12 protein-coding genes are annotated in these 16,771 nt (G+C 74.1%); 9 read left to right on the top strand and 3 right to left on the bottom strand.

Annotated features, from left to right (window positions below; all coding sequences use genetic code 11):
* The first annotated feature begins 1 nt into the window (after position 1).
* Complete coding sequence (locus tag ACZ6Y1_RS13445) at positions 2-1,705, top strand: DUF4153 domain-containing protein (protein ID WP_469627286.1); 1,704 nt, start codon at positions 2-4, stop codon at positions 1,703-1,705.
* A 68-nt stretch (positions 1,706-1,773) separates the two neighbouring features.
* Here ACZ6Y1_RS13445 and ACZ6Y1_RS13440 read toward each other — a convergent pair whose 3' ends face one another.
* Positions 1,774-3,327 carry an MFS transporter gene (locus ACZ6Y1_RS13440; protein WP_469627283.1) on the bottom strand — a complete coding sequence of 518 codons (1,554 nt, stop codon included), beginning with the start codon at positions 3,325-3,327 and terminating at the stop codon, positions 1,774-1,776.
* 154 nt (positions 3,328-3,481) lie between these two features.
* On the opposite strand from ACZ6Y1_RS13440, the gene ACZ6Y1_RS13435 reads away from it, so the two are divergent.
* The 3 genes from ACZ6Y1_RS13435 (at position 3,482) to ACZ6Y1_RS13425 (ending at position 5,844) form a co-directional block, all read left to right on the top strand.
* Positions 3,482-4,084, top strand: a complete 603-nt coding sequence (locus ACZ6Y1_RS13435) for a TetR/AcrR family transcriptional regulator (RefSeq protein ID WP_469627478.1) — start codon at positions 3,482-3,484, stop codon at positions 4,082-4,084.
* A gap of 350 nt (positions 4,085-4,434) precedes the next feature.
* The gene (locus ACZ6Y1_RS13430) at positions 4,435-5,145 is read left to right on the top strand and encodes a ribonuclease HII (RefSeq protein ID WP_469627280.1); all 711 of its coding nucleotides are present in this window, start codon (positions 4,435-4,437) and stop codon (positions 5,143-5,145) included.
* A 51-nt stretch (positions 5,146-5,196) separates the two neighbouring features.
* Entirely contained in the window at positions 5,197-5,844 is a 648-nt protein-coding gene (locus ACZ6Y1_RS13425; RefSeq protein WP_469627476.1) for a hypothetical protein, read from the top strand.
* Positions 5,845-6,021: 177 nt separating this feature from the next.
* Here ACZ6Y1_RS13425 and ACZ6Y1_RS13420 read toward each other — a convergent pair whose 3' ends face one another.
* A complete protein-coding gene (locus ACZ6Y1_RS13420) occupies positions 6,022-6,651 on the bottom strand; it encodes a hypothetical protein (protein ID WP_469627277.1) in 630 nt (209 codons plus the stop codon).
* 214 nt (positions 6,652-6,865) lie between these two features.
* Positions 6,866-9,025 carry a RecQ family ATP-dependent DNA helicase gene (locus ACZ6Y1_RS13415; RefSeq protein ID WP_469627275.1) on the bottom strand — a complete coding sequence of 720 codons (2,160 nt, stop codon included), beginning with the start codon at positions 9,023-9,025 and terminating at the stop codon, positions 6,866-6,868.
* Positions 9,026-9,147: 122 nt separating this feature from the next.
* On the opposite strand from ACZ6Y1_RS13415, the gene ACZ6Y1_RS13410 reads away from it, so the two are divergent.
* The 5 genes from ACZ6Y1_RS13410 to ACZ6Y1_RS13390 all read left to right on the top strand — a co-directional run bounded on the left by ACZ6Y1_RS13410 (position 9,148) and on the right by ACZ6Y1_RS13390 (position 16,450).
* Positions 9,148-10,413: a DUF4192 domain-containing protein gene (locus ACZ6Y1_RS13410; protein ID WP_469627273.1), complete on the top strand. Its 1,266-nt coding sequence runs from the start codon at positions 9,148-9,150 to the stop codon at positions 10,411-10,413.
* Between the two features lie 209 nt (positions 10,414-10,622).
* A complete protein-coding gene (locus ACZ6Y1_RS13405; RefSeq protein ID WP_469627270.1) occupies positions 10,623-12,611 on the top strand; it encodes a glycogen debranching N-terminal domain-containing protein in 1,989 nt (662 codons plus the stop codon).
* Between the two features lie 69 nt (positions 12,612-12,680).
* Complete coding sequence (locus tag ACZ6Y1_RS13400; protein WP_469627267.1) at positions 12,681-13,427, top strand: NUDIX hydrolase; 747 nt, start codon at positions 12,681-12,683, stop codon at positions 13,425-13,427.
* A gap of 102 nt (positions 13,428-13,529) precedes the next feature.
* Entirely contained in the window at positions 13,530-15,371 is a 1,842-nt protein-coding gene (locus ACZ6Y1_RS13395) for an ATP-binding cassette domain-containing protein (RefSeq protein ID WP_469627264.1), read from the top strand.
* 191 nt (positions 15,372-15,562) lie between these two features.
* Positions 15,563-16,450 carry a FadR/GntR family transcriptional regulator gene (locus ACZ6Y1_RS13390; RefSeq protein WP_469627261.1) on the top strand — a complete coding sequence of 296 codons (888 nt, stop codon included), beginning with the start codon at positions 15,563-15,565 and terminating at the stop codon, positions 16,448-16,450.
* The last annotated feature ends 321 nt before the right edge of the window (positions 16,451-16,771 follow it).

Raw genomic sequence — 16,771 nt, 5'->3', positions numbered from 1 at the left:
GATGTCAGAGAGCACCGACGGCGTGGATGAAACCGCGTCCGGGGCCGCCGGTGGGGCGCCGGAGCCGACCGCACCGCCGGCTCCGGCGCCAGGCGCACAGCCCGGCACCCCGGCAGGCCAGCAGCCCCCGAGGTCCCCCGAGGCCGGCCCGCATGCCGCCTGGCAGGCACGCCAGGAGCGTGAGCGCGCCGCGGCCCTCGCCAAGGCTGCCGCCCCGCCCACGTGGGCCGTACGGATACGTCCCGCCGAAGCCGCTCCCGTGCAGTCCGCGACGCTCGCCGCCGCCCTCGCGGCCGGTCTCGCCGCCGCGCTGCTGCTCGGCGACGGTCTCGGCCCCGGCCTGCCGCTCGCGGTGCTGCCGGCCGCCGTCGCCGCGTACGTCGCCGCCCGCGCGGCCGGCCGGGCGCCCCGCCCCTGGAGCCTGGTCTGGGCGGTCGGCTGCCTCGTGCTCCTCGTCGTACCGGCCCTGCGCGACTCCGCCTGGCCGACCACGCTCGCGATCCTGACCGCCGTCCTGCTCGGGGCGCTCGCCCTGCACGGCAGCCGCACCTGGCACGGGGTGCTGCTCAGCCCGTTCGGCTTCTTCGCGTCTGCCGTGAGCGGCATCGGATGGGCCTGGGCGGGCCTGCGGTCGCGCAGCGGGGGCATCAGCAAGGACCGCTGGCTGCCCCTGCTGAAGGCGACCGCCGTCGCCGCCGCACTGCTGGTGCTCTTCGGCACGCTCTTCGCCTCCGCCGATGCCGCCTTCGCCGACCTGGCGGGCGACCTCATGCCCGAGGTCTCCGTCGGGGAGGGCCCCTTCCGGACCGTTCTCTTCGTCCTCGGCGCCGTCCTCGCGCTCGCCGCCGCCCACACCGCCGCGGCCCCGCTGCGCTGGGACCGGATCGAGGTCGCGCCGGGCAGGCCGCGCTCCCGGGTCGAATGGGCACTGCCGCTCATCGTGCTCAACCTGCTCTTCGCCGGCTTCAACGCCGTCCAGCTGGCCGTCCTGTTCGGCGGCTACGACAAGGTCCTGCGCAGTACCGGTCTCACCTACTCGGAGTACGCCCGGCAGGGCTTCTGGCAGCTGCTCTGGGCCACCCTGCTGACGCTCGCCGTGATCGCGCTCGCCCTGCGCTGGGCTCCGCGGGCCGGAGCGGGCGACCGTCGCTTCGTCCGGGTCGTCCTCGGGGTGCTGTGCGCGATGACGCTGGTGGTCGTGGCCTCGGCGCTGCGCCGGATGGACCTCTACGTGGACGCGTACGGGCTGACCAGGCTGCGCGTGTCGGTCGAGGCGATGGAGCTCTGGCTCGGGCTGGTCATCGTACTGATCATGGCGGCTGGGGTGTTCGGTGCCCGCTGGCTGCCGCGCGCGGTCGCGGGCAGTGCCGCCGCGGCCGTGCTCGCCTTCGGTCTGCTGTCCCCGGACGGGATGGTCGCCGAGAACAACGTGGCCCGCTACAAGGCCGACGGCAAGATCGACCTCGCCTACTTCCAGTCCCTGTCGGCCGACGCGGTGCCGGCCCTCGACGGGCTGCCCGAACCGCAGCGGTCCTGCGCCCTGCGGGGGATCAACGACGAGATGTCGAGGGCCGGGGACGTCCCCTGGTACGCGATGAGCCTGAGCGAGTACCGCGCGCGGAAGATCCTGCGCGAGCGGCCGGTGACCGCTTCGTACGCGGAGTGCTCGCGCCTCGGCACCTTCGGCAGCCGCATCGAGTACTAGGAGCCCGTGTACGAGGGCCCGGGCGCGGGGATCGTTCCCGGCCCGGGCCCTCGTACCGCGGAACGCGCTCAGGCGGCCGGGCCGGCCTTGGAGGCCGCGCCGTTCAGGGCGTCCAGGTCGCTCTTGCGCACCCGGATCACCAGCAGTGCGGTGGCCAGGGCCAGGCCGGCCATCGCCACGGCGGCGAGGAACGCGGTGGAGATGCCGTGGGCGAGCACGAGGTCTCCCCAGGGGTCGGGCAGCCGCCCGGACTCCTTGGCCGCGGCCAGCTGAGCGGGATCTGCCTGGGCGATGAAGGCCTGGGTCTGCTTCCCGGCCTCGCCACGGGTGGCCGTGCCGAAGACGGTGACCAGGATGGACAGGCCGAGCGAGCCGCCGACCTGCTGGCTGGCGTTGAGCAGCCCGGAGGCGGCGCCGGCCTCCCTGGGCGCGACGCCGGAGACCGCGGTGAGGGTGAGCGTCACGAAGTTGAGGCCCATGCCGAAGCCGAACAGCAGCATGGGTCCGAGGACGCCGGAGACGTACGAGGAGTCGGTCCGCAGGAAGGACAGCCAGAACAGCCCGGTGCCGACGAGGGCCGTGCCGGTGACCATGAACGGCTTGGGGCCGAGGCGCGGCAGGAAGCGCTGCGAGAGGCCGGCCGCCGTGATGATGGCGGCGGTGACGGGCAGGAAGCCGAGCCCGGACCGGATCGGGCTGAAGTCCAGTACGTTCTGGACGAACTGGACGATGAAGAAGAACATGCCGAACATCGCCGCGGCCAGACCGAGCATGATCAGGTAGGTGCCGGCGCGGTTGCGGTCGGCGAACATCCGCAGCGGGATGATCGGTTCCCGGGCCCTCGACTCGATGGCCACGAACAGCGTGAGCAGGACGACGGCCGCAAAGAAGGAGCCGAGGGTGAGCGAGTCGCGCCAGCCGTCCTCGGAGGCGCGGATGAACCCGTAGACGAGCGAGGCCATGCCACCGGTGGAGGTGAGCGCTCCGGCGACGTCGAAGCGCCCGGGGTGGCGCTCGGACTCGCTGATGTAGAGCGGCGCGAGCACCGCGATCAGCACACCGATCGGCACGTTGACGAAGAACACCCAGCGCCAGTCGAGCCACTCGGTCAGCATGCCGCCCGCGAGCAGGCCGATGGCGCCACCGCCGGCCGAGACGGCTGCGAACACCCCGAAGGCCCGGTTGCGTTCGGGGCCTTCGGCGAAGGTGGTGGTGATCAGCGCGAGCGAGGTCGGCGAGGCGATGGCGCCGCCGACGCCCTGGAGGGCGCGGGCCGCGAGCAGTTGCCAGGGCTCCTGGGCGAAGCCGCCGAGGAGGGAGGCCAGGGTGAAGAGCAGGATTCCGGCCATGAAGACCCGGCGCCGGCCCAGGATGTCACCGGCCCGGCCGCCCAGCAGGAGCAGTCCGCCGAAGGTCAGGGTGTAGGCACTGAGCACCCATGAGAGGTCGGTGGTGCTGAAGGCGAGGGCGGTCTGGATGTGCGGGAGGGCGATGTTCACGATGGTCGCGTCGAGGACGACCATCAGCTGACAGGCGGCGATGACGGTGAGCGCCACTCCGGGGCGCCCCTCGCGTCGGGCCGCTCCCGGTATTCGGGGCGTGGCGAGTTGAGAGCTTGTCACTGAGGATCCCGCCACCAAAGTGAAACAGTGAACGCATCCGTTCACTTGGGCCTACGGTAGGAGCCCGGCCTTAGGGAACGCAAGCGTTCACTAAGGCTGAAAATGTGTACGAGGGGCGCGCGGCGGGCGCGCCGGCCGGTGGGAGGTTCGGATGATGGCGGGTTCGCGCTGGTCGGCGGCGTCACCGGGACGCAGACGGGGTCCCGAACTCGAACGGGCGATTCTCGACGCCGCGTTGGAACAGCTGAGCACCGTCGGCTGGAACGCGCTCACGATGGAAGGCGTCGCGGCGGGTGCGCAGACGGGCAAGGCCGCCGTCTACCGGCGCTGGCCCTCGAAGGCGGACCTGGTGGCCGAGGTGCTGCGGTCCGGGCTGCCGCCGATCGGCGTGATTCCCGACCGCGGATCGATCCGGGAGGACCTGTTCCTCCTGTGCGTGCGGATGCGCGACGTCATGTCCTCACGGGCCGGGCTGGCCCTGCGATCGGTCCTTCACGAATGCGACCACGCGCACGCCGGCCGCTTCCAGGGGGTGATCCGGTCGGGGCTGCACGAGCCGGCCCAGGAGCAGATCAGGGAGCTCCTGGCACGCGGCATCGAGCGGGGCGACGTCCGGCCGGACGCGATCGGTCCGTACCTCGTCGACGTCATCCCGGCGCTGCTGATGTACGGGGCGAAGGTGCGCGGCAGCGAATGGGGGGACGCGGAGATCGGGGCGATGATCGACGAGGTCATGGTGCCGGCGCTGAGAGTGTGAGACGGGGCACGGGGCGCGGAGGGGGAGCGGAAACGGCGCGCGGAAGCGGACGCAGGGGTCCGGGAGCGCTGCGGCAGCGGTGCGGGGTCCGGGTGGAAGCGGCCTGGTGGGCGACCGTGCGCCAGCCTGTCGGCGCTCTCGCGGGCGCTCTCACGGGCGTTCCTCGGTGCTCTCGCGGGCGGTCTCCCGGCGGTCCCGCGGTCGTCTCACGGTGGCCTGTCGGCGGCTTGTCGGCGGCCCCGGAAAGGGACTCGCGGCAGCCCGGACGGGGCCCCGTCGCGGGCCGCGCCGCTGCGGGAGCCGGGCCGGGGTGTGCAGGCGGCGCGGGGCGGCGTAATCTTGCTGGCGCCATGCCGTACGAAGCACCCACCCACACCGTCGAACGCTCCCTCCGTGCAACCACCGGCGCCAAGGTCATCGCCGGGGTCGACGAGGTCGGACGAGGGGCCTGGGCCGGCCCCGTCACCGTGTGCGCGGCGATCACCGGTCTGCGCCGGCCGCCCGCCGGGCTCACCGACTCCAAACTGCTCACGCCCAAGCGGCGCGACGCCCTTGTCGGGGTCCTGGAGGAGTGGGTCACGGCGTACGCCCTCGGCGACGCCTCCCCGGAGGAGATCGACGAGCTGGGCATGACCGCGGCCCTGAGGCTGGCGGCGGAGCGGGCCCTGGAGGCCCTCCCCGTGCGGCCCGACGCGGTGATACTCGACGGCAAGCACGACTATCTCGGCCCGCCCTGGCGGGTTCGGACGGTGATCAAGGGCGACCAGTCCTGCGTCGCCGTCGCGGCGGCCTCGGTCATCGCCAAGGTGAGGCGTGACCGGATGATGGCCGGACTCGGCCAACAGGGCGACGGGATCGAAGACTTCGGTTTCGCCGCCAACGCCGGATATCCCTCGCCCGTACACCGGGCGGCACTTGAGGAACGGGGACCCACCCCGTACCACCGGCTCTCGTGGTCGTACCTCGACGCGCTGCCCCGGTGGCGCCACTTGAAGAAGGTGCGCCGCAGCGAGGAATCGATGGAGCTGGAAATCGGAGGCCAACTCGGCTTCGATTTCTGATCGCACCCATGTGCCACCAGCCGGTACTTTTCGTACCGGTGTCTGACAGACATCAACCCGCCTCTCACCCCCGCCATCGAGGAGCCTCAGATTCACGAGAGTGCCCAGGGTCCCCGCGTCACGCCGGCCGCCAGCCGCACCGCGCCGACCCCCCGTCCCGTCCCTGGTCCGCGTCCCGTAGCCGTACCTCGGCCCGGACGCCCCGGTCCCGCCCGGCCCGCACCGCCCGCGCAGCGTGCGCCGCAGGCCACCCCCGGACCCGTCCCCGCAGCCCCTGCCGCTCCCGCCGCGCCGTCCGTCTCGGCCGCGGTGCCGCAGATCCAGCTGATCCCGGCCTCCGCCGAGGGCGCGCTGGACGCGGCCGAAGAGGCCGTCGACCTGCTGCTCGACACCGGGCGCGCGCCCGGCGACATCCTGGTGCTCACGACCGGCGACCCGCACCCGTGGGCCGCGCATGAGCTGTCCTTCGGTGAGGCCGCGTACTGGGCCCTCCACGACGCCGGGGACGACGTCTTCTACGCGGACGCGGCGCAGGTCCAGCGCGCCGCCGGGCGCCCTGTCGTGGTCCTCGCGGCCAACGGCGGTGTGGTCGGCACGCTCGCCGGAACCCTGCCGGTCGCGCTCGCGCGGGCCGGTGCGCTGCTGATCGTGTGCGGCGATCCGCAGCAGATCAACTCCGTGCTGGGTGCGGGCGTCTGACGCCCCGTACCCAGGTGCGGGGCGTGGGGCGGGGCGGGGCGTGAGCCCGCCCCGCTGAAGCCCTGGGCCTGATCCGCCGTACGCCCGCTCCAGGGTGTACGGCCGTTGGGCCCGCCTACGTGCGGGGGCTCGCGGTGGACGGCTCCGCCTCGCGGCAGGGGCGGCCGCGCGTGGTGCTCAGCGTGCCGCGGTCCGGCGCAGGGCCTCGGCCGCCCCGCCACCGGTGTGCAGGGCGAGAGGGGCGAACTCGGCCACGGTGTCGCCGAGACGCTGCGGCCGCGAATCCGAGCTGGGCCGTCGGCCGCCCCGGCCCTCACCCAGTACCTGCCAGCCGTCGCGGGTCAGTGTGATGTACGCGCCGCACCGCAGGCCGTGCAGGGTGCAGGCGTCGCGCAGCCCCCACATCCAGGCCCCGTCCTCCTCGGTCCACCGCTCGTCGCCGTCGCGGCAGTAGAGGAGCACCGCGGTCCGCACCGGGGTGCGTCGCCGCAAGTCGTGCGGGAGGACGCGGCGCAGTCGGGACAGGAGGGCGTTGCGGTACTCCCAGCCGTCGGCCGAGACCGACCGCTGCACGAACGAAGCGCTCGCGACGAGTTGCTCCTCCGGGCCGAGGACGGCGATGACCGCCGTCGACGGGACCGGGGCGTGCCGGGAGTGCAGACCGCTGACGACTTCACGGGGATTGCGGAGCAGGGGAATGCCCGACGCCGTCCATTCGGCGGGTTCCAGCAGTCTGCCGTGCCGGCTGGTGCCGCCGGCGGCCATGGTCAGTGACGTGGTCGAGGGCGGGGCGGATCCGAAGGTCACGGTCCTCCCTTCGTGTACCGCCCGCGGACGGGCACTGCTGGAGTTCGGGCGCGCCGCAGCACGGCCCAGGAGAGCGCCGGGGAGCCGAGCGGGAGCAGTGCAATTCTCGCGTGGCCTCCGAGCATGCGGCAACGAGCAATTGCCGTCGCCGACCGGAATCCAACGGTATGCCGTTCATATCCTTGCCCCGCCGCGCCCGGGATGACGCATTCGGCTACCCCTGGAGCGCCAGTACCAGGGGGAACACCTCGCGCGCGCCCGCCCGTCGGAGCAGCCGGGCGGCCACGGCCAGGGTCCAGCCGCTCTCCGCGCGGTCGTCCACGAGGAGCACGGGACCTGCTGCCTCCGTGAGTGTCGCGGCCAGGGCAGGCGGCACGGTCAAGGCCTGGTGGAGTCCGCGCACCCGCTGAGCGCTGTTGGAGGACGGCAGGCCGAACTCCGGTGCCTGATCCGTGTACGCCATCGTCCCGAGCAGTGGAATCCGCCCGATCTCCGCGATCCGCGCGGCCAGCGAGCCGACCAGCTGGGGCCGGGAGCGCGAAGGCAGGGCGACCACACCCACCGGCCTCGGGGGTGCCTCGGGCGCCCCCGAGGCCCAGCCGCCCGGGCCCCGGGCCCAGTCGGCCAGGACCGCCACCACGGCCTGTGTCACATCGTCCGGAATCGGCTGGTCCACGGAGTGCGGGGCGAGCATCGGGCGCAGCCGGTTGCCCCAGCCGATGTCCGACAGCCGGCCCAAGGCCCGTCCCGTCGAGGCCTGTTCCCCGGCGGGGATCCGTCCCTTGAGGTCCACGCCGACCGCCGCGAGACCGGTCGGCCACATCTTGCGGGGCTCCAGCTCCACGCCGGGCCGGCCGAGTTCACCGCGGGCGGTGTCCAGGGCGGTGGTGGAGACGTCCGCGGTGAACCGGGCCCCCGCGCAGTTGTCGCAGCGGCCGCAGGGCGCGGCCTCCTCGTCGTCGAGCTGGCGGCGCAGGAACTCCATCCGGCATCCGGTGGCCGCCGCGTAGTCACGCATCGCCTGCTGCTCGGCGGCCCGTTGGCGGGCCACCCACGCGTAGCGCTCGGCGTCGTACACCCAGGGCTCACCCGTCGAGGTCCAGCCGCCCTTGACCCGGTGCACGGCGCCGTCCACGTCGAGCACCTTGAGCATCGTCTCCAGGCGGGTGCGGCGCAGGTCGACCAGCGGTTCCAGGGCGGGCAGCGACATCGGGCGGCCGGCCTGGGCGAGGACGTCGAGGGTGCGGCGCACCTGCTCCTCCGGCGGGAAGGCCACGGAGGCGAAGTACTGCCAGATCGCCTCGTCCTCGCGCCCCGGCAGCAACAGCACCTCCGCGTGCTCCACTCCACGGCCCGCGCGGCCGACCTGCTGGTAGTAGGCGATGGGGGAGGAGGGCGAGCCCAGGTGGACGACGAAACCGAGGTCGGGCTTGTCGAAGCCCATGCCGAGGGCGGAGGTCGCCACCAGGGCCTTGACCCGGTTGGCCTGCAGGTCCTCCTCGGCCTGCTGCCGGTCGGCGTTCTCCGTCTTGCCCGTGTACGAGGCGACGGTGTGTCCGCGGTGGCGCAGGTACGCGGTGACCTCCTCGGCGGCCGCCACCGTCAGCGTGTAGATGATTCCGGAGCCGGGGAGCTCCCCGAGGTGGTCGGCCAGCCAGGCCAGCCGGTGCGCGGCGTCGGGCAGGGTCAGCACGGCCAGGCTCAGGCTCTCGCGGTCCAGCGGGCCGCGGAGCACCAGCGCGTCCGTACCCGCGCCGGTGCCCAGCTGTTCGGCGACGTCGGCGGTCACCCGGGCATTGGCCGTGGCGGTCGTGGCCAGGACCGGGACGCCCGGGGGCAGATCGGCGAGCATGGTGCGCAGCCGGCGGTAGTCGGGACGGAAATCGTGTCCCCAGTCCGAGATGCAGTGCGCCTCGTCCACCACCAGCAGTCCCGTCGCGGCGGACAGCTTGGGCAGCACCTGGTCACGGAAGTCGGGGTTGTTGAGCCGTTCCGGGCTCACGAGCAGGACGTCGACCTCGCCCGCCGCGACCTCGGCCTGGATCCCCTCCCACTCCTCGGGATTGGCCGAATTGATGGTGTGGGCGCGGATTCCGGCCCGGGCCGCGGCCTCGACCTGGTTGCGCATCAGCGCGAGGAGCGGGGAGACGATCACGGTGGGGCCGGCGCCGGCCGCGCGGAGCAGCGAAGTGGCGACGAAGTAGACGGCGGACTTGCCCCAGCCCGTGCGCTGCACCACCAGCGCCCGCCGCTTGTGCGCGACGAGGGCTTCGATCGCCAGCCACTGGTCCTCGCGCAGCCGGGCGGTGCCCGTGGGGTCGCCCACGAGACGGGCCAGTACGGAGTCGGCCGAGGACCTCAGGTCTGCGTTCATGCCCCCATGCAACCCGATGCCTCTGACATCGCGCCAATGCGGACCCGACCCTGAGGATGTTGAACTGTAAACAGTTATCCACAGGGCTTTCGGGATCGGACCGGCGCCGGGATCTTCGTGGCATGACGAACAGCCACGAATCACGCACCCCGTCCGAGCGGCCCTCCGCCAGCGTGCCGGGAGCCGCGAGCGAACCGCAGATCACCCTGCGCAGCCCGGCCGAACTGGCCGACGCGCTGCCCTACATGCTCGGGTTCCACCCGACCGACTCCCTCGTCATGGTCGCCGTCCACGGTGAGGGCGGCCGCTTCGGCGGCCGGCTCCGCGTCGGCATCCCCACCTCCACCACCGAATGGGAGGACACCGCACGGCAGGTCGCGGACTGCCTGATCCGCGGCAGCGCACGGCGCGGCGGCAAGCCCGACGGCATCGTCGTCTTCCTCTGCCAGGAGCCGCGCGGGGAGGAGAGCGGGCAGCGGGTAATGACCCGGCTGCGCCCCCTCGCCCAGCGGATCAGGCTGGCCTGCGGCGAGCTGGAGGTGCCCGTACTGGAGGCCCTGTGCCTCTCCGCGGGCCGGTACTGGTCCTACGTCTGCCCCGACGGGCACTGCTGCCCGGCCGAAGGCAGCCCGATGCCCGCGGCGGGGACCTCGGTGCTGGCCGCCGAGGCCACGTACGCGGGGCTCCAGGTCCGGGGTTCCCTCAGGGAGATCGAACGGCGGCTGGCGCCGCTGAGCGGGACCGTCGCAGAGGAGATGGAGCGGGCCCTCGACCGGGCCGCCGGGGCCCTCGTGCCCAAGATCCTCGATGGGGCGACCAGGGAGGAGGTCGGAGCCGAGACCGTCGCACTGGCCGGGACCCTGATGCGGCGCATGGCCCTCGCCCTGCCCGCCGAGGGCGGACCGCTCGGCGACGACCGGGACGACGCACTGCTCACCCACGACGAGGCCGCCGCACTCATCCTCGGCCTCCAGGACCGCCAGATCCGGGACGTCGCGGCCGAATGGATGGAGGGCGACGAGGCGGCCCCCGCCCTGAGGCTCTGGCGGGCCCTGGCCCGGCGCTGTGTCGGAGCCTACGGCGAGCACGCGGCCGCCCCTCTCACCCTCGCCGGCTGGGTCTCCTGGTCCACCGGGGACGAACCGACCGCCCGCATCGCCCTGGCCCTCGCCCTGCGGGCCGACGCCGAATACCGCTTCGCCCAACTGCTCCACCACGCCTGCAACGAGGGCATCGACCCCGAGGGGCTGAGGCAGTGCCTCCGGGAGGAGCGCAGCCGCCGCGAGCCGCGGCGCAAGCGCCCGAAGCCGGGCAGCCGCCCTCCCGGCCGCCGGGAGCGAAGCACCACCCGCCGCGACTCCCGCCGCACCTCGAGGAGCGACCGGTGAGCCCGAGCCGACAGGTCCCCCGCGGCACCCCGGTGCGCCGCCTGCGGAGCAGCCTGAGCCTGATCCTGCGGCGCGGCCGGCGACCCGCTCTTCCGCGCCCGGGGCCGGGGCCCGTGACCCGCGCGGGGGTGGGGGCGTTCCCACGGAAGGCGGCGGTGGCCCGGCCGCGCCGCCCAGCCGAACCGACCGGAGCGCAGACAAGGCGACACATGTCCCACCCCGCACCTCCCCGCCCCGCAACGGTTCCCGGCGCCCGCAGGGCCGAGCTGCCGCCCGTGCACGGAGCCGTCATCTGCGTCGCCGCGCCCTGCCTGGTCATCTCCCCGGAGCACGGCCAGCTGACCGGGCGCGGTACCGACGGGATCTACCGCTCCGGACGGCGGCTGCTGTCCCGCTGCGTCCTGAGGGTCGGCGGCCGGGACCCCGTCTCCGTCCAGGGGCGCAGCCTCGGTGCCGACCGCGCGGCCTTCACCGCGACGGTCCGCACCGGGGCCGAGCCCGGCCCCGACCCCGACATCGGTGTGGAACGGGTCCGGCACGCGGACGGCACCGAGCGGATCACCCTGCGTAGCTTCGCCCTGCGGCCGGTGCGCCTTCCGGTGGAGGTGCTGCTCGGTACCGACCTGGCCGAGCTGGCCGCGGTGGCCGCCGGCCGTACCGGGCCGGAACTGCCCGCCGGGGTGCACGCCGCAGGGCTGCGCTGGAGCACGGGGGAGGCCCAGGCCGTCACCGCCGCCGACCCGCCGCCGGACGACGCGCTGGCCTCGGCCGGACTGCTGCGCTGGCAGCTCGAACTGGGCCCCGGCGAGTCCCGCACCATCGAACTGCGGACCACGCAGGACCGCTCGACGCGGGCGCCCGCCGGACAGGTGGCCAACCCGCTCGCCGAAGCCCGGGCCGAGGGGGACGATCCGAGGGCCGCGGCGTGGTTCGCCGGCAGCGTCGCCGACCTGGGTGCGCTGCTCCTCAGGGACCCGGAGGAGCCGGGTGACTGCTTCGCCGCGGCGGGCGCGCCATGGCGGCTGGGACTGGCCCCGCCCGAGGCGCTCTGGGCCGCGCGGATGGCGCTGCCCCTGGGTACCGGCCTCGCGGCCGCCACCTTGAGGGTCCTGGCCCGGACCCAGGCAGGCGGACGGGGCCTCGGGGCAGGGAAGATCCCCGGCCCCCTGCGCGGGGCCGGCCCGCAGCTCCCCCCGGGGTGCACCGGCACGGAAGCCACGCTGGCCTTCCCCACCGTCCTCGCCGAAGCCCGGCTGTGGGGCATGCCGGAGGAGGAGCTGGCCCGGCTGCTGCCGGCCGCCGAGAGGTGCCTGGAATGGCTCCGCGGAGCGCTGGGGGAGGACGGCTTCCTCGCCGACCCCGATCCGGGGCCGCGGCGCTGCGAGACCCAGGCCCACGCCCACCGGGCCGCCCTGCTGGGGGCCGACCTCCTCGACGCGTGCGGGCGCCCCGGGGCCGAGGAGTGGCGGGAGCGCGCGGCACGGCTGCGGGAGCGGTTCCGGGCCGCGTTCTGGATCGACGGCCCCGACGGCGGCCGGCCCGCGGCGGCCCTGCACCCCGACGGACGCCCGCTGCCCCGGCTCACGGGGGCCGCCGCCCACCTCCTCGACACCGGCCTGCTCGGGGGCGGCCGCCTCGCCCCGGGGCTCCTGGACGGGACCCGCACCGAGCAGCTGGCCCGGTTGTTCGGAGCCCCCGCCATGGACTGCGGATGGGGGCTGCGGAGCATGGCCGTCAAGGAGCCGGGGCACAACCCGTTCGGCCACCGCTCCGGTGCGGTGCGCGCGCACGAGAGCGCCGTGGCCGTGGCCGGCCTGGCCCAGGCGGGCTTCGAGAAGGAGGCGGCGGGTCTGCTCGGAGGCCTGCTCGACGCGGCCGAGGCCTTCGGGTACCGGCTGCCCGAGATGTTCGCCTCCGAGCAGCGCACCACGGCCGGTGTCCCGCTCCCGCATCCGGCGGCCTGCAGGCCCGCGGCCGTGGCGGCGGCGGCCGGGATCCACGCGCTCAGCGCCCTCGTCGGAATCCGCCCCGACGCCCCCGCCGGCACGGTCGCCCTGGTCCCGCTCCCCGGCGCTCCCCTCGGAGCGCTGCGGCTCTCGGGGCTGCGGGTGGCGGGAGAGCCCTTCGCCGTACGGATCAGCAGGATGGGGCTGGCCATGGTGGAGGAGGCGGCCGATGCGCTCCAACTGGGAGGCTAGCCTCCAGAACAGTGGTTCCAAGGTCACCAAAGAGCTGTTTATCGTCAGGCAGACGACTATGATCGCGTCATGTCGCCCTACGACCCGTCGGCCTATCCGCCCTTTGCAGTCACCGTCGACCTGGTCGTGCTCACCGTGCGGCGCCACGCGCTCTGCGCGCTGGTGGTCCGCAGGGGTGAGGCACCGTTCCAGGGGCGCTGGGCGCTGCCCGGCGGATTCGTCCGGGGGGACGAGGACCTGGGGGCTGCCGCGGCCCGGGAGCTCTCCGAGGAGACCGGTCTGTGCGCGCACGACCCCGCGGTACCGGGCGTGGACAACGGGGCGCATCTCGAACAGCTGGCGACCTACGGCGATCCGAAGCGGGATCCGCGGATGCGCGTCGTCAGCGTGGCGCACCTGGTGCTGGCTCCGGACCTGCCTGCGCCGCGGGCAGGGGGAGACGCCAACAGCGCCCGCTGGGCCCCGGTCGACGAGCTGCTGGCTCCCCCGGACCAGGCGTCCGCCGGGCTCGCCTTCGACCACGCGCGGATCCTCGCCGACGGTGTCGAGCGGGCCCGCTCGAAAATCGAGTACTCCTCGCTGGCCACCGCTTTCTGCCCGGCCGAGTTCACCGTCGGCGAGCTCCGCAGGGTCTACGAGGCCGTCTGGGGCGTCGCTCTGGATCCACGCAACTTCCACCGCAAGGTCACCGGGACGCCCGGATTCCTCGTACCGGCCGGAGGGACGACGACCCGTCAGGGCGGGCGCCCGGCACAGCTGTTCCGGGCCGGCGGGGCCACACTGCTCAACCCGCCGATGCTGCGCCCCGAAGTCTGACGCTCCGACGGGCCGGTTGCGTCGAAAATCGGACATATCGCGTTATCTTGTTTGCGGTACTCACGCTGCCGCAGAGCGGTCTCACACCCCGCGAGAGAAGCGATGCTCCAGGCCATCGGACTCACCAGCACCTCCCGCCACGACGGCCGGCCCCTCGTGGACGACCTCACCTTCGAGGCTCGCCCGGGGACCGTGACCGCCCTGCTCGGCGAGCCGGGATCGGGCAAGACCACCGCGCTGCGGCTCATGCTCGAACTCGAACCGGGCCGCGGCGTCACCTACTTCAGAGGCCGGCCGCTCCACCGGATCCCGCATCCCGGCCGTGAGGTCGGCGTGCTGCTCGGCGATGTCCCCGGCAACCCGGCGCGGACAGTCCGCAACCAGCTGCGGATGCTCTGCGCCGCCGCGGGCGTGCCGGCCTCACGGGCCGACACCATGCTGGAGGTCGTCGGCGCGGCGGGGCTGCGCGACCAGCGGCTCGGCTCCCTCTCCCTCGGCATGGAGCGCCGAGTGGCGCTGGCCGCGGCGCTGATCGCCGATCCGTGCACCCTGCTCCTCGACGAACCGGGCGCCGGGCTCTCCCCGCGCGAACGGGGCTGGCTGCACGGGTTGCTGCGCGGTCACGCCTCCCTCGGTGGAGCGGTGCTGTTCACCACCGACGACGCCAAGGAGGCCGCCCGCAGCGCGGACCGCGTGGTCAGTATCGCGGCGGGCAGGCTCATCGCCGACCAGGAGGCCGCCGAGTTCGCCCGGACCCGGCTGCGGCCGAGGGTCGCGGTGCGCACCCCGCACGCGGCCCGGCTGGCCGACGTACTGGGCCGCGAGGCCCGGGCCGCGCATCGAATGGTGGAGATCGTCGAGGAGAGCGGCAGCCGCCTGTCGGTGTACGGGAGCAACTGCGCCGAGGTCGGCGAAGCGGCGTTCCGGCACGGGGTGCTGGTCCACCGCCTCGCCGATGAAACGGGCGACGCCGGCGCGCCGCCGGCACTCCCGCACGCCCGCGCCGCGACCGGATCGCCGCCCCATTCCGGTCCTGCCCCCGACACCGCCTCCGCTTCCGATTTGCCGGGCGAGGGATCGGGGCCTGCGGCCGGGGAGGCCGCCGCAGGGGCGGTCGACGGTCGACCGGGGCGCGCCCGCTCGAGGCGGCCCGGCTCGGAGGTACGCCGCGTGGGCGGACCGCTCCGGCCGCTGCGCTACGAACTGCTCCGCGTCTTCGGAACCGCCACGCCCGCCCTCACCGCCGCCCTGGTCGTCGCCGTCTCCGTCCTCACCACCCTGGTGCTGGCCAGGGCCGGACACACACCGCAGAACCGGCTGCTCGCCGCCTGGCCGGGGCTGTTCCCGCTGCCGCCGGCCGCGCTCGGGGCGGGGCTGCTCGGCGCCCTGGCCTTCGGCGAGGAGTACCGCTACCCGGCGCTCGCCGCGGACCGCGGCACCGTGCCCCGCCGGATGGGGCTGCTCACGGCCAAGCTCGGCGTGGCCGCAGCCCTGGCCCTCCTGGTGGGCGCCCTGGCCGTCACGGCGGACGCGGCCGCGCTGGCCCTCGTCTTCGACAGCGGTCCGCTGCGCACCCCGGCGGAGTGGCTCGCCCCGGCCGCCAGCTGGGCCGGCCTGCTCATCGGCTGCGCCTGGGCCGGCGTCCTCGCCTCGGGCGTCTTCCGGTCCGCCACCGCCGGCCTGGCGGCGGTGCTCGCCGTACCGGTGGGTGTGGTCCCGCTCGTGCGCCGGGCGCTGGAGGGCTCGTCCGCGTACCCGATGACCGGACTCGGCCCCCGGCTGCGGGGTCTGGCCTGGGTGCAGTGGCCGCCGGAGGCCGACCGCCTGCTCCTCGGGGCCCTGCGGGTGATGGCCCAGCCCGTCGGAACCGCGCTCATGCTCTCGCTGATGGTCCTGTTGTGCGCCTATGGGTTCACCGGACTGCGCAGCAGGGTCCGTTGGTGATCGTTCCGGAGCAGGAGGAGTCGCGTGCGGGACCATTGCGTTCCGCCTCGCGTCAACCAGACCGCAACTCCCCGTAAAAGGCCCGGTTCTTTACGATAAGTCGTCAATTGCGTAGGTGGCACCGATCACCCTTTCGTGTGCTTTTCACCAAAGACCTCAAGGGCGGTGGAGGCACGGCCGACAAAGGATTCGTGAGTACCCTTGCGCACACCATGATGACCGCCGCCCGCCATGCCGATTCCGGCCTCGCCGGCCCGGGCGAACTCGACCGCTACCCCTACGCGGAGACCCCCGGGTCCGACCGCCCCGGCGCGCCCCAATGGGACGGCGGCGACGTCGAGTTGAGCCGTGTCGGCCGGCGCGCGGCGGGCAGCCGCGGCCGCGGCCTGCACGGCCAACTCGTCCAGCAGCTCGGCCAGATGATCGTCTCCGGCGACCTCGGCGCGGACCGCCCCCTGGTCCCCGAGGAGATCGGCCAGCGCTTCGAGGTCTCCCGCACGGTCGTCCGCGAATCGCTGCGGGTCCTGGAGGCCAAGGGCCTCGTCAGCGCCCGCCCCAACGTGGGCACCCGGGTCCGTCCCGTCGCCGACTGGAACCTGCTCGACCCCGACATCATCGAGTGGCGGGCCTTCGGCCCGCAGCGCGACGACCAGCGCCGCGAGCTGAACGAGCTGCGCTGGACCATCGAACCGCTCGCCGCCCGCCTCGCCGCGGGCCACGGCCGCCCCGACATCCAGCAGCGGCTCGCGGACATGGTCGAGATCATGGGCCACGCCCTCGGTCAGGGCGACGCGATCACCTTCGCGCGCGCCGACAACGAATTCCACTCGCTGCTCATCCAGGTCGCGGGCAACCGCATGCTGGAGCACCTCTCCGGCATCGTCTCCGCCGCCCTCCAGGTCTCCGGCAGCCCGGTCACCGCCTGCGACCGGCCGAGCGAGACCTGCGTCGCGCATCACGCCCGCATGGTCGAGGCCCTCGCCTCCGGTGACGCGGCGGGTGCGGAGAGCGCCATGCGCCAGCTCCTGACGGTGCACCCGGAGGTCGAGCGTGTGGTCCCGGCCCCGCGCGAGCACTGAGGAGTGGACGGACGGGGGTGCACGACCAGTCGCCGGGCCCGGTCGGGTCCGGCGACACCGGTGTGCGGCACCTTTCCGGCGCCCGCCGCACGGCCTGCCGTGCGCTCCGTCGGGGCTCCGGCGCGCCACGACCCGGGCGTATGACCCTATGACCGGCATCTATCCCCGGGTGGTGTGACTTGGGCCACGAATATTGGGCGTAACGCTCCGCGAGGTCCCGCGATGACCTAAGAGGTGATGGCCGACGGAGGGAACAGCAGCCCTTGTGGGTGCTGTGCAGCTCCCCGGCCCCTGCCCGCGCCCCCGGCCCATCCCCAGTCG

Source organism: Streptomyces sp. NPDC053432, from assembly GCF_055585365.1.
Note: the sequence above shows the minus strand (reverse complement) of the source record. Positions and strands in the feature narration are given on the sequence as shown.